At 54.5% G+C, this 13,540-nt stretch carries 12 protein-coding genes; 3 read left to right on the top strand and 9 right to left on the bottom strand.

All coding sequences use genetic code 11. From position 1 onward, the window contains the following. Positions 1–19: 19 nt before the first annotated feature. From PYCH_RS08980 to PYCH_RS08955, 6 genes are read right to left on the bottom strand one after another with little or no spacing between them, the layout of a single operon-like run. A complete protein-coding gene (locus PYCH_RS08980; protein WP_013906546.1) occupies positions 20–364 on the bottom strand; it encodes a DUF1667 domain-containing protein in 345 nt (114 codons plus the stop codon). Further along, complete coding sequence (locus tag PYCH_RS08975; RefSeq protein WP_013906545.1) at positions 361–1,593, bottom strand: NAD(P)/FAD-dependent oxidoreductase; 1,233 nt, start codon at positions 1,591–1,593, stop codon at positions 361–363. The genes PYCH_RS08980 and PYCH_RS08975 overlap by 4 nt, the downstream gene beginning before the upstream one ends. Further along, entirely contained in the window at positions 1,593–3,080 is a 1,488-nt protein-coding gene (locus PYCH_RS08970) for an NAD(P)/FAD-dependent oxidoreductase (RefSeq protein ID WP_013906544.1), read from the bottom strand. Before PYCH_RS08970 ends, PYCH_RS08975 begins: the two co-directional genes overlap by 1 nt. A gap of 57 nt (positions 3,081–3,137) precedes the next feature. Further along, positions 3,138–4,619, bottom strand: coding sequence for a glycerol kinase GlpK (gene glpK, locus PYCH_RS08965; protein WP_013906543.1), 1,482 nt, complete (start codon positions 4,617–4,619; stop codon positions 3,138–3,140). Between the two features lie 43 nt (positions 4,620–4,662). Beyond that, complete coding sequence (locus PYCH_RS08960) at positions 4,663–5,820, bottom strand: MFS transporter (RefSeq protein WP_013906542.1); 1,158 nt, start codon at positions 5,818–5,820, stop codon at positions 4,663–4,665. Further along, the gene (locus PYCH_RS08955) at positions 5,817–6,566 is read right to left on the bottom strand and encodes a glycerophosphodiester phosphodiesterase family protein (protein ID WP_013906541.1); all 750 of its coding nucleotides are present in this window, start codon (positions 6,564–6,566) and stop codon (positions 5,817–5,819) included. The genes PYCH_RS08960 and PYCH_RS08955 overlap by 4 nt, the downstream gene beginning before the upstream one ends. A gap of 111 nt (positions 6,567–6,677) precedes the next feature. On the opposite strand from PYCH_RS08955, the gene PYCH_RS08950 reads away from it, so the two are divergent. From PYCH_RS08950 to PYCH_RS08940, 3 genes are read left to right on the top strand one after another with little or no spacing between them, the layout of a single operon-like run. Further along, positions 6,678–8,009, top strand: coding sequence for an SLC45 family MFS transporter (locus tag PYCH_RS08950; protein WP_048058310.1), 1,332 nt, complete (start codon positions 6,678–6,680; stop codon positions 8,007–8,009). An 11-nt stretch (positions 8,010–8,020) separates the two neighbouring features. Continuing rightward, entirely contained in the window at positions 8,021–9,331 is a 1,311-nt protein-coding gene (locus PYCH_RS08945) for an MFS transporter (protein ID WP_013906539.1), read from the top strand. A 9-nt stretch (positions 9,332–9,340) separates the two neighbouring features. Further along, entirely contained in the window at positions 9,341–10,207 is an 867-nt protein-coding gene (locus PYCH_RS08940) for an alpha/beta hydrolase (RefSeq protein WP_013906538.1), read from the top strand. Positions 10,208–10,404: 197 nt separating this feature from the next. Here the strand turns inward: PYCH_RS08940 and gcvPB are convergent, their stop codons facing one another. The 3 genes from gcvPB to gcvPA all read right to left on the bottom strand — a co-directional run bounded on the left by gcvPB (position 10,405) and on the right by gcvPA (position 13,532). Then, complete coding sequence (gene gcvPB, locus PYCH_RS08935) at positions 10,405–11,910, bottom strand: aminomethyl-transferring glycine dehydrogenase subunit GcvPB (protein WP_013906537.1); 1,506 nt, start codon at positions 11,908–11,910, stop codon at positions 10,405–10,407. Between the two features lie 75 nt (positions 11,911–11,985). Continuing rightward, a complete protein-coding gene (locus tag PYCH_RS08930) occupies positions 11,986–12,186 on the bottom strand; it encodes an antitoxin family protein (protein WP_013906536.1) in 201 nt (66 codons plus the stop codon). Beyond that, positions 12,186–13,532, bottom strand: coding sequence for an aminomethyl-transferring glycine dehydrogenase subunit GcvPA (gcvPA, locus tag PYCH_RS08925; protein ID WP_048058309.1), 1,347 nt, complete (start codon positions 13,530–13,532; stop codon positions 12,186–12,188). Before gcvPA ends, PYCH_RS08930 begins: the two co-directional genes overlap by 1 nt. Between the last annotated feature and the right edge of the window lie 8 nt (positions 13,533–13,540).

Here is a 13,540-nt window from a genome sequence, read left to right as displayed (position 1 = left end):
TTCCACCCTTTATAAAGCTTTAGGCCTCCCTCGTCGCCACTATCTTAACCCCATCAAACTCTGCAACGACTTCCCCTGGTCTCACGGGAGCTTTGACCTTGAGGCGAGCGAGGAACCTCATAAGCTCGGAAATCTTCTCCTTCGGGACTGGTTCCGCCGTCTTGACGCTCACCGTCGGTAGCCTTCCTCCTTCAACAGGAATAACGCTCATGACGACCCTCTTTGGATTGGTTACCTCTTCAATGGCCCACTCCTTTCCCCGTTGGCAGGTGTGGCCCCTAACAGCCTTGACCCTGTCATCATCAACCTCGACCTCGATTGTGCAACCGAGGGGGCAGACTATGCAAGTGAAGCGGTATATCATAGGGGCACCACCTCCATCGTGATGGCTCCCTTGGCCCTCGCTATCTCCTTCTTCCTCAGCCTTATCCTGAGCATCTCGGCCGGCTTCACGACCGGGAGGCGGATTCTCTTGCCTATCTCTGGGAACTCCACGGCAACGTTCTCCATGGGTTTAGAAACGCGTGCGTAAATCCAAACGTCCCGCTCGCCGCTGAGATAGTGCGGAGCCAGAAGCCTGACGTTCTGTCCCCTCTTCAGCCGAATCCAGCGCTTCGTCCCAATCCCCTCGTTCTCCACGAACTCCTTGGCTCCTTCAGCGGCAAGCTCGCCCTGCTCGGCCACGTAATCCACGAGATCGTTTATTACGAGGGCGTTTCCGGCCACGAAGATTCCGGGAACGCTAGTCTCTAGCCTGTCGTTGACCACTGGGCCGCCGGTTGCCGGGTCTATCTCAACACCCACCTCTTTGAGAAGCTTTACGTTCGGAATTAGCCCGGCGGAGATTATCAGAGTATCACAGCTTATCCAGAACTCTTCCCCGGTCTCCCTGAGGTTCTCATCGACCTTGACCACTTTCACCCTCTTAACCCTACCTCTTCCCCTGACCTCAACCACTTTGTGGCTCAGATAGAGGGGGATGTTGAAGTCCCTAAGTATCATGATGTTCCTCGCAAGGCCGCCGGGATAAGGCATTAACTCTATGACGGCCTTGACCCTTGCACCTTCGAGGGCGAAGCGACGTGCCATTATCAATCCAACGTCGCCCGAGCCAACGATGACTATCTCCTTACCGGGCATTATACCGTAGATGTCCATGAGTGTTTGAGCTTCTCCCGCCGTATAGATGCCTGCAACCCTATCACCGACGATGCCTATCTCGAATGCGTGCCTTTCCCTTGCACCGGCGGCGTAGATTATGGTCTTCGTCCTCACGTCGAAAATGCCCTCGGGCGAGACGAACGTGACGACCTTCTCGAGGTCGGAGTAGTTCTCTATGGAAAGTACTCTCGCGTTCCCCTTCACTTTTACCCTTAGCTCCTTGAGCCTCTCCTTAAGGCGGTGAGCGAACTCCGGCCCCGTCAGCTCTTCCCTGAAGTAATGGATTCCAAAACCCGGGTGTATGCACTGTGGCAGAATTCCGCCCAGATAGTCGTTCTCGTCCAGAAGGAGGACGTTCAGGCCGAGCTCCTTAGCTTTTATGGCGGCGGCCATTCCCGCAGGCCCGCCCCCGATTACCACAACGTCGTACATCACGCCTCCCTCCTGAGCAGAACCTTGACGTCGCCTATGCCGATTTCGCTGCCCTTCCCCTTCAGGGTTACCTGCCAAGGTTCAACGCCGTATTCCCTTGCGAGTATCTGGATTATGCGTGGCCTGCAGAAGCTTCCTTGGCACGTGCCTGTCGTCGCCTTTGTCCTAAACTTGACGGAATCGACGCTCGGCGTCTTAATGGCAAGGAATTTCATTCTCTCTATCGCCTCAAGTACATCGCCCTCGCTAACCTTATTACAGCGGCAGACTATCCTTCCGTAGGCCGGGTTTCTCTTTATGAACTCATTTGCCTTCTCCCTTGGGAGGGCGAAGAAGTGAGTTATATCCCTGCGATAGGGATTCCACTTTTTCTTCTCAACGAGCTCTATCCCGAGGTCCCTCCGGATTATCTCGACGACCTCGTAGGCTATGGCTGGGGCGCTGGTTAATCCCGGAGAGCGTATTCCGGCGACGTTTATGAAGCCCCAGACCTCCTCAGCCTTTATTATGAAGTCTCCACCCGTCGGCTCAGGCCTTAAGCCGGTGAACGTCCTTATTACCTTGTCCCTTGGCGGAAGGTTGGGCCAGAGCTTTTTGGCCCCTTCCCAAACCTCTTCGAGGCCTTCCCTCGTCGTCGCAAGGTTGTCCTTCTCTTCAGCTGGCAGATCCTGAGCGTTGGGTCCAATCATGAGGTGGCCGCTTATCTCGGTGGTAACGACTATACCCTTGCTTATCGGCGTCGGAGTTGGGAAGAGAACTCTTCTCGGCCCGGGAATGCCTTCGTCGAATATCCAGTATTCACCCTTCCTCGGGTGTATCTCGAAGTAGTCGACGCCTACCATCCTCGCTATCTCGTCAGCATAGAGGCCAGCGGCATTTATCACGATATCCGCCTTAATGAAGCCTTCATTAGTTTCAACGCCCTTGACCTCGCCCCTCTCAACCCTTATTCCAGTCACTTCCGTCTCGAGATGCGTCTTAACGCCGTTTGCCACAGCGTTCTCGGCGATTGCTATAACAGCTGAAATTGGCCCTATTTGACCTACTATCGGCACCCAGAGGGCTCCCAAAGCTTCTTTCGTCAATCCTGGCTCGAGGCGGAAGAGTTCCTCCCCTTCAACTATCCTCATCTCGGGAACGCCATTCCGTCTCCCGCGCTCTAGTAGCTTCTCCAGCTCATCGAAGTCCTCCTCCTTCAGGGCGACCACGAGTGCCCCGTTCCACACGTGGGGTATCTCCAGCTCCTTGACCCACTGATGCCAGAGGCGGTTACCCCTCACGCACAACCTTGCCCTCACCGGGTACTTGTCCGGATCATCGTCATATCCCCCGTGTATTATCGCCGTGTTTGCTTTGCTCACGCCCCAGCCAACGTCGGGGTTCTTGTCTATTAGGTGCACCTCAAGGTTTTCATAACGGCTCAGAACGCGTGCTATGCTGGCCCCGGTTATTCCGGCCCCAATTATGGCAATTCGGAGCTTTTTCATGCTCATCACCACTTGCCAGCTAATGGAGAAAGAGGCTAGATTTAAGGATTTTCGTCATCAAGCCGCCACGATTTTCGCCCAGCCCATTGCCCTCTTCACGGCCTCCTTCCATCCGCGGTATAGTCTTTCCCTCGTTTCCTCATCCATGCTCGGCTCGAAGACCCTCTCGGCCCTCCAGAGTGCCCTTATCTCATCCAAGCTCTCCCAGTAGTCAACGGCGAGACCCGCCAGGTAGGCGGCTCCAAGGGCTGTTGTTTCCTTCACGACGGGCCTTATCACCCTCTTGTTCAGGATGTCAGCTTGGAACTGCATGAGGAAGTTGTTCGCGGTTGCCCCTCCATCAACGCGGAGCTCCTTAATGGAGATAAGCCTCTCCATTTCCTCGATGACGTCCCTCGTCAGATAGGCTATCGCCTCGAGCGTTGCCCTCGCGAAATGCTCCCTGCTCGTTCCACGCGTTATGCCGATTATCAAGCCCCTCGCAAACTGGTCCCAGTAAGGAGCACCGAGGCCCACAAACGCTGGAACGAAGTAGACGCCTTCATTTGAGGCGAGCTTTGTAGCCAATTCTTCCGTCTCGGAAGCACTCTTGATTATCTCAATCCCATCGCGGAGCCACTGGACGGCGGCGCCCGTAATGAACACGCTACCCTCGAGGGCGTAGGTTACCTTTCCGTCCAGTCCCCAGGCTATCGTCGTGAGGAGGTTGTCTGAGTAAAGTATCATCCTGCCAGTGTTCGCTAAGATAAAGTTGCCGGTTCCGTAGGTGGCCTTAACCGTGCCCTCCTCGAAGGCGGCCTGGCCAAAAAGTGCCGCCTGCTGGTCGCCGGCGTCTCCGCTCACAGGGATTTCGGCCCCTAAAAGTTCCTTCTTAGTGTAGCCGTAAACCTCGCTCGACTCCCTAACCTCTGGCAGAATGCTCTCAGGAATTCCGAAGATTTCTAGGAGCTCCTCGTCCCACTCCAGCTTTTTGATGTTGAAGAGCATTGTTCTGGACGCGTTCGAATAGTCCGTTATGTGCTCGCCCGTGAGGCGGTAGATGAGGAACGTATCAACCGTTCCGAACATGACCTCGCCCTTCTCGGCCCTCTCCCTAAGGCCGGGAACGTTGTCGAGGACCCACTTAAGCTTGCTCGCCGAAAAGTAGGCGTCGGGAACGAGGCCAGTCTTCTCTTTGATAACGTCGCCGTATTCCTTCTTTATCTCCTCGACGATTTCGGCCGTCCTCCTGCACTGCCAGACTATGGCGTTGTAGAGGGGTTTTCCTTTCCTGTCCCAGACTATTGTCGTCTCGCGCTGGTTTGTGACTCCAATTGCCGCTATCTGACTAGGCTCCACCTTGGCCATCTCAAGCGCCGTTTTTATGGCCCTGAGCTGTGCGTCCCAGATTTCCTCAGGGTCGTGCTCCACCCAGCCGGGCCTGGGGTAGTGCTGGGGGAACTCGTACTGTCCAAAGCCGAGAATCTCACTGTTCCTGTCGAAGATTATAGCCCTTGCTGATGTGGTTCCTTCATCTAGGGAGAGCACAAACTTCTCCATGAGGGCCACCTGAGAACTGTTAGGGCGGGATGATATAAAGCCGTTATCTTCGCTTGTGCACCTTCGTGGCGATTCCAAGGAGCAAGAAGGATGCGGGAGCGAAGAGCAGGGGAGCCACCTTCAACACGACCCCGAGGACTACGATCTCCCCCAGGGGATACGCCGCTCCGAAGAGGAGCTGACCTGCTGTTGTTGAGATGTTGGCCACGGCGTTAACGGCTCCTATGGCTGCCGACGCCCTCTTCGCGGACACCAAAACGCTCCTAACAACCGGCCTGAACGCCTGGGCCGCGAATATCCCGAGGAAGATTCCGAGGGGTACCGTCCAGATGCTCTTGATAGCTACCAGCAGGGGCGAGATGCCGGCCAGTAAGGCGACCACCGCGATTACCCTTCTCTCGCTTCCCAAATCCGCGAACTTGGACGGGATGTAGGACAGGAGCGTTGCGAGGAACCCAACGGTTCCTATGAGAGTCGCGACTTTTCCCCTCTCCATATCAAGTGTCTCGGCCACGTAAATGTAGGTCACCTCGCCCGAGGTGAAGGCCGTGAGGAGTGACACCAGGGCGGAGGCCGTCAATGCCACCCGTGGATTTATGGGTGGTGCCTCCCTAGCTTTTCCCTCCCTCCGCGGCGTTATCCCCTCGTAGAGGAGGTGGTAGGAGGTCATCATGAGGATGGCCGTCAGGAGGAAGAAGGTACTTGCGATGTGCATTTGCACTCTCAAGCCGAGCCTCTGGGTTATGGCGTAAGTGTAGTTGCCTAGAAGTCCAGCCAGGTTGCCAGAAATGAAGTATACGGCGGTCACCCTACTTCGAACATCCCTTGGCGAGGTTACCGCCACGACAAACTGGGCGATCGGCCATGCTATCCCGTTTAGGAGACCGTTGAGGAGCTTTATGCCGGTCACCTGAAGCCACGACGCCGCCATCGGGTAGAGATTCACCGCGAAGGCGTTACCGGCCATCGCGAGGGCCCCGAGGTACACGAGCTTCTTTCTTTTCTCCACCAGCAGGCCTGAGAAGAGGGCCGAGAGAGAGCGGGCAAGGATGAAGGATGCCGAGATTATCGAGATGTGGACCATGGCCGATCCTAGGACGTCCCTCGTGTAGAAGGCTACTGCTGGAGTCACTAGCCTAAAGGCGAGCGTGCCCGTGAAGGCGGAAAGCACGAGGAGAGCGATTCCAAGGTTTCTCCTCATCTGAGACCCAGCTCCTTCAGGTACTCAATAATCCTCTCCACGTCGTTCGCTATGACGACCTCGAACATTCCCTTGAGCCTCGCCAGGTTGTCATTAGTGTAGAAGAGCTCATCGTTCTCCGTCCAGAGGACGACCCTCAGGTCAAGGGAACGGGCCCAGGCTATGGCCTTTGCGGTCCGCTCGAACCCGATTATTGGTATGGCCTCCATAGGGACGTTGACGGACCAGAGGTTCAGCTCCTCCTTGAGCTTGGGGATTAAGGGAACGATGTCTTCCCTGTCTATTAGCAGGCCCATAATCGTGTCCCTATCGTATTTGCGGTACCTTCTCAGGGCCTCTATATGGAAGGAGGATATCATAATCCTCTCGGGGTTGTTCTCCCTGACTATCCCGGCGACCTTCTCGGCGGCGTCTGGATCTTTGAGCTCGATGTTTACGAGCACGTTTTTTGGAAGGAGCCCAAATACCTCTTCAAGCGTGGGAATGCGCTGACCCATGCCGAGCTCTGCCTTCTTGAGCTCCTCAAGCGTCATGCCCTTCTGCCTGCCCCGCATGTTGCTCGTTCTGTCTATGGTCTCGTCATGCATTATTATAACATTTCCATCCCTCGTGAGCCAGACGTCGAGCTCTATTCCATCGGCACCGGCTTCAAGAGCCTTTTGAAAGGCTAAGAGGGTGTTCTCGGGGTATCTACTCATGTATCCCCTATGTCCAAGGACTATGACGTCGTTTCTCTTCCAATACATAAGACACCGCCGGTGGGGTGTAGGTGTTGGGAGTTAAAACGTTTAACTTCGAAAAACCCTTAAAAATTCCGACGCACAGTTCTATCCATACGAGACTAAAATTAGGTGGTGATGAACGTGAAGGAGTTCAAGTACAGCAGGATATTCCTTCTTGGCTTCGGCTTCTTCGGAATAAGCATCATCTGGGCCCTCTACAATGCCTATGTCCCAATATTTCTCCAGGAGACCTTCAAGCTCAACAAGACTATCACGGGCTTCATTATGACGATTGACAACCTGTTCGCCGTTCTGCTCCTTCCTTTCCTCGGTGCTCTGAGCGACATGACGCGGACGAGGCTTGGAAGAAGGAAGCCTTACATCCTGCTCGGTGCCCCCTCCGCCGCCCTGATGTTTGCGCTCATCCCCCTTGCCCGGAGATATGAAAACCTTTCCCTGTTCATGGGGACGATAATCTTTATGAACTTCTTCATGGCTCTCTTCCGCTCTCCCGTCATCGCTTTCATGCCTGACATAACCCCAAGCGAGAAGAGGAGCCAGGCCAACGGTATAATCAACTTTATGGGTGGCCTTGGCGCTCTGCTGGCCTACTTTGGTGGAAAGATTCTTTACGACATAAATTACGCTTATCCTTTCTACTTCGGTGCCGCGATAATGCTGATAGCGAACATGCTCGTCGTCCTTTTCGTTCCCGAGCCTGAGGAGTACCGCGTTCCAGGAGGAAAGCTTGACATTGGGAGTATCATCAGGGAGACGGCAAGGAAGAGCTTTGGTGAACTGAAGGAGAACCTCAAGGACGTCTTCGCGAGCAAGGAGAGAAGCCTTCTTGCAATACTCCTGGCGATATTCTTCTGGTTTATTGCCTTCAACTCGCTGGAGACCTTCTTCACGAGCTACGCCAAGTATCGCTTAGGCATCGAGGAGAGCACCGGCGCCTTCATGCTTGGTGTTTTCTCGCTGAGCTTCATGCTCTTCGCAATCCCGGCAGGGTTAATTGGCGGGAGGATTGGAAGAAGGAAGACGATAATCCTCGGCCTGCTCATCGTGACGGCAGTCGTGCTTTTGGCGTATCAGCTTGGTGAAAGCTCGAGGCCTACCAGCAGCTCCCTTAACGATCCCGTCGTCATGAGTTTCATGGGGCTCTTCTTCGTTGGTGGCATAGGCTGGGCGATGATAAACGTTAATTCCCTGCCGATGGTCGTTGACATGACCACGGAGGAAAAGCTCGGTGGCTACACCGGCCTCTACTACTTCTTCAGCCAGGCGGCCAACCTCGTAGCACCGCCCCTCGCCGGAGCCTTCATAGATGTTTCTGGCTATAAGACGCTCCTGCCCTTTGCGGCGGTGTTCTTCCTGCTGGCCCTCCTAATGGTGAGGTTCGTCAAGAGGGGGGATATCGTGGGAGAAATTGCCAAGTCCTATGAATACGTCCCGGATGTCGATTGAAGGAGGGTTGGATGATGAAGAAGGGATTCAGCTGGGGGGTTGTGCTGGGTCTCGCCTTACTCGGCTTCAGTAGGAGCGTAGGCTGGGCCTTGAATAAGGGGCTTTCCTTTCCCCTCCTTTCCAGCTACACTCAGTCAGCCTTCGTTAAGGGAACAATCTTAGCTTTTGAGGGAATAATAGGACTCCTCATCCCGCCCCTGCTCGGCTATTACAGCGATACGCTCAAGTCGAAGCACGGGAGGAGAAGGCCCTTTATCATGGCCGGTGGCGTTTTAGCGGGAACGGCAGCTCTCATGATATACACGGCCTACGCGATGGGTGCTCCCCTCTGGGGTTTCGCCCTAACGTTAGCGTTCTTCTATCTCTCTATGCACCTATACACAGCTCAGTTTAGAGCTCTAATGCCCGATACGATTGAAAGCGGTCAGAGGGGCAAGGCGAGCGGCGTCATAACTTTATTAGAGTGGGCTGGCAACCTCTTCCTCTTTGGACTGGCTGGCTATCTAATTGCCAAGGCCGTCGCCGAAACCGGTGAGAGCGAAGGGATAAAGGCGTTGGCCCAGACTCCCTATCTCAAGATACCCTTCATAGTTACCGCCGTATTCCTCATAAGCGCGGCACTCTTCGTTTACCTAATCGTCCGTGAACCCAAGGCACCTGAAATCGGAGAGGACGAAAGGCTCAAGGACTACCTCAAGAGCATCGTCGAGAATCGCGACTTTCTAAAGTTCTACGCCGCCCAGACGCTCTGGTGGATGAGCTTCGAGTTCGTGGCAATCTTCCTCTATGGTATCTTAGCCTACATTCTCCACGGAAGTGCCAGCGAAGAGAACGTTAAGGCCGTGACCTCCCTCGGGCTCTACCTCATGGCCCTCTTCAACGTCACAGTCCTCATTGGGGCCCTGCCCGGCGGTATAGTCTATGACAAGCTAGGAAGGAGGCTCAGTATAATAATTGGGGGTCTGGTCTTCGCTCTTCCTCAGCTTTGGGGCTGGTTCATAACGAGTCAGGCTGAAATAGTCATAGCCCTTGCCATAGCTGGACTTGGGTGGGGAATGCTTATGGCGGCCTCTTACCCGGTTATCGGCGACCTGTTAACTCACTACGAGAAGGAGGCATTCACCGGCAGGTATTATGGCTTTTTCGAGGCAACGCGCTCCCTTCCGGTGCTTCTCGCTGGAGTCATCGGCGGTGCCATAGTTGACCTGGCTGGCGGAAACTACAAGATCCTCTTTCCGATAGGTGCGGTAATGGTTCTTCTGGCGATGCCGATGATATGGCATATGAAGAACCTTGAGGTTCAGACGAACCGTCTGGGGTGAGGTGATAGAATGGGCTGGCTCGTTGCCCTTGCCTTTGTTATCTTCCTTTTCCTAGCCTTCAGCGCCGTCGTTGGCTACAAGATGGTAAGACCATCGCGACTTATCGAGAATTGGACGCCAAAGGACCTTGGCTTCGAATACGAGGATGTAACAATAGAGACGCGCGATGGTCTCAAGCTGAGCGGCTGGTGGATAGACAACGGAAGCGATAAGACGGTGATTCCGCTTCACGGCTACACCGCAAGCAGGTGGTATTCCCTCTACATGAAGCCCACCATAGAGTTCCTGCTCAGGGAGGGCTACAACGTTTTAGTCTTCGACTTCAGGGCACATGGAAGAAGTGAAGGCAAATACACGACCGTTGGCGATAGAGAGGTAATAGACGTTCTCTCTGCGATAGACTGGCTGAAGGAGAAGCACCCTGAGAGGGCTGGTAAGATAGGGCTAATAGGCTTCTCCATGGGGGCAATGGTTACCATCAGGGCCCTCGCTGAGGATGACAGGGTCTGCTGTGGAGTTGCTGACAGCCCGCCGATTTATCTTGACAAAACAGGGGCTAGAGGGCTTAGTTATTTCGCTAAACTGCCGGAATGGCTCTACACCTTCGTCAAGCCTTTCACCAAGCTCTTCAGTGGTGCAAAGGAGCTGAACATGCTTGAATACGCTGACAAAGTTAGAAAGCCCCTCCTCCTGATAGCGGGAGAAAAGGACCCTCTCGTGAAGGTTGAGGAAATCAGGGAGTTCTACGAGAGGAACAGGGTGATAAATCGGGAGGTTGAGCTCTGGGTGACAGATGCTCCCCACGTGAGAACCCTGAAGCTCTACCCGGAGGAGTGGAAGGAAAGGGTGGGAGAGTTTCTGAAGAAGCACCTGTGAACTTCACTTCCCCTTTCCATGGAGGTTTTATTAAGGGCCTCGGCTAACCCTCTTCTCATCATCTTCAGCGTGGCTAACGCTCGTCATTGGCCAAATGTACTTGGCCCAAGACCTTAAAAAGAATCCTGTGAATAAGAATAGGGGAATGAGGAACGTTTACCGGTCTGAGCAATGATGACATCGGCACTGACCGACCCTCAGTAATCCACCTCTCCCTTCTCCTTCAGCTCCCTGTACATTCTCCACGTGATCACGGGCTTCTTCGTCGCGAGGACGTCATCCACCCTTCTGACGGCCGTGTTGTGCGGGGCGCTCTTGACTACCTCAGGATTGGTGTATGCTTCCTCGCTTATCCGCTTGAGAGCCTCGACATAGGCGTCGAGCTCCTCCTTGGTGACCGTTTCGGTGGGCTCTATCATTAACGCCTCCTGCACTATCAACGGGAAGTACATCGTTGGCGCGTGAAGGCCGAAGTCGAGAAGTCTCTTGGCAACATCAAGAGCTTTAACGCCCGTCTCCCTCTTCATAGGCTCCGCCGAGAACACCACCTCGTGCTTTCTAAGCTCCTTGTGTGGGAGCTCGTAGCCCTTGGTTCCCTTTAGCTTCTGCGTCAGGTAGTTCGCGTTGAGCACCGCCACCTCGCTGACTTCTCTGAGCCCATCCCTGCCCATTATCTTCAGGTACGTTAAGGCCCTGACGAGGACGGCGAAGTTGCCGTAGAGCTCCTTGACCTTGCCTATGCTTTTTGGAACATCGTAATCGAGGTAGTAGCCCTTTTCTTCATCGTAGCTCACGAGCGGAACGGGCAGGTAGTCTTTCAGGAAGTCCTTGACGCCAACGGGACCAGCGCCTGGGCCGCCGCCACCGTGCGGGGTGGAGAAGGTCTTGTGGAGGTTCAGGTGCACTATGTCGAAGCCCATATCGCCGGGCCTCACCTTGCCGAGGAGGGCGTTGAGGTTAGCGCCGTCGTAGTAGAGAAGACCACCGGCCCTATGCACGATTTTCGCTATCTCAAGTATCTCGTCCTCAAATATGCCGAGGGTGTTGGGATTCGTGAGCATCAGACCGGCAGTTCTCTCGCCAACCGCGTTCTCAAGGGCCTCCAAATCAACCGTTCCATTCTCGTTAGAAGGAATTTCAATGACCTTGAAGCCGGCCATGGCAGCCGAGGCGGGGTTAGTTCCGTGGGCTGAATCCGGCACGAGGATTTCGTCTCTTTGAGACTCGCCGCGGTCGAGATGGTAGGCGCGGATTATCATGACTCCGGTGAACTCGCCGTTGGCACCTGCCGCCGGTTGTAGGGTAAAGCGGTCCATTCCAGTTATTTCCTTAAGCCATTGCTCCAGCTCCCACATTATCGCAAGGGCACCCTGCACCGTCCTCTCGTCCTGATAGGGATGGATGTAGGCGACTTTTGGATGGCCAGCAAGCTCCTCGTTTATCTTGGGATTGTACTTCATTGTGCATGAACCGAGCGGGTAGATGCCGGAATCTACACCGTAATTCATCTGGCTCAGCCGCGTGTAGTGCTTCACTACCTCGGGTTCGCTCAGCTCGGGGAGGTTGAGGGGACTCTTCCTCCTTATCTTCTCGGGAACCTCGACCTCAATATTTTCAATCGGCTTGGGAAGGGTGTAGCCGACTCTACCGGGACGAGAAAGCTCGAATATGAGGGGCTCATCCCACCTAGCCTGGCGGAACATGATCATCACCTCATTCCTTCGGCTTTTATAATCTCCACTAAACCGAGATCAAGGGGCTCCACGATAACGTTGTTGTCAATCAGCACGCGTTCTCTCAAGGAGGTACTCATGGTAGGCTTCCTCCAGCTCTTTGAGGTTAACTTTCAACTTAACTATCCCAAAGCTGTCCTCAATGAAATCGCCCATAATCTCTATCCTGATTTTCTGTCCCTCTTTCAAGTTTAGAGGCTTCAGGGGCTTGATTACTCCTCCCTCATAAACGGCCTCTATGGGCATTAACTCACCTCCTTCAGGGCCTCAATAAGGGCATCGACCCACTCTTTTCTCGTCGTTTCGGTGGCCGCGAAGAGTGCTGCCTCACCGAGCTCCGGGAAGTGGGGCTTAACGTAGTAGCCGCCGTGTATGTTCCTCTCTAAGAGAGCCTCGTGTATCTCCGGATAGGGCTTCTCGAACCTGACCAAGACATCCTTGAAGTTGACGGCCTCGAAGGGTATCTCCCCAACTTCACTCAGGCGCTTCTTCAGGTAGGCGGTGTTCTTGAGGATGACCTCGCCAAGCTCCCTAATGCCCCTCGGGCCGAGACTTGCGATGTGTATGGCTGCAGCTACAGCAACCAGTGCCTCGTTAGAACATATGTTAGAGGTCGCCTTGGCCCTCCTTATGTGCTGTTCCCTTGTCTGAAGTGTCATGACGAAGGCCCTCTTTCCTTCGGCATCTTTTGTCATTCCGATGATTCTTCCGGGCATCTGCCTTATCAGCTTTGGGTCATTCCTGACCGCGAAGATTCCAGCCCTCGGCCCGCCGAAGTTCATGGGGTTGCCGAAGTATGCCGCCTCACCGACGACTATATCAGCACCAAGCTCTCCCGGTGCCTCAACTATTCCTAGAACGGTTGGGTCAACGCCGACTACGAAGAAGGCCCCGGCGTCATGGGTTATCTCGCCTATCGCCCTTATCTCCTCTTCGAGGATTCCGAAGAAGTTTGGCATCTCGATGTAAACGCCTGCAGCCCCCTCTACTTTCTCCTTTAGCTCTTCGAGGTTGAGCTGGCCCTTCTCGTTCCATCCAACGGTCTCTATTTCGATGCCGGGCCCCGCTCCATAAGTTCTCAGGACGGCCATCCTCTCCGGGTGGGTGTACTTAGGGACCACGAACTTTTTCCTTTTGCCCCTGAACAATCTGACCGTCATCAGCGCGGCCTCGGCCATCGCGGTTCCCCAGTCGTACATGGAGGCGTTCACGACGGGAAGGCCCACGAGCTCGGCTATGAGGCTCTGATATTCGAACAGAGCCTGAAGTATGCCCTGACTTATCTCGGGCTGGTATGGGGTGTAAGCTGTTAGAAACTCGCTCCTCTCGATGAGGTATTTGACGTGGGCAGGGACGTAGTGAAAGTATGTTCCAGCCCCAAGGAAGCTCGGCATTTCAAGGACAGTCTTGTTCTTTGATAGAACCTCGTTGAGCTCAAGGAAGACCTCGAACTCGCTCTTGCCCTCGGGCAGGTTGAACTCCTTGACCATGCCCTTTGGAACGTCGGCGAAGAGGTCTTCTATGGAGGAGAAGCCGATTTCCCTCAGCATCTCCTCCTTGTGGGCGGAGTTCGGAATGTAATGCCTCGCCATGCGCATCC

The sequence above is a fragment of the Pyrococcus yayanosii CH1 genome (assembly GCF_000215995.1).
Taxonomy (GTDB): domain Archaea; phylum Methanobacteriota_B; class Thermococci; order Thermococcales; family Thermococcaceae; genus Pyrococcus; species Pyrococcus yayanosii.
The sequence above is the reverse complement of the archived record's forward strand: the minus strand, read 5'-3'. Positions and strand labels throughout refer to the sequence as shown.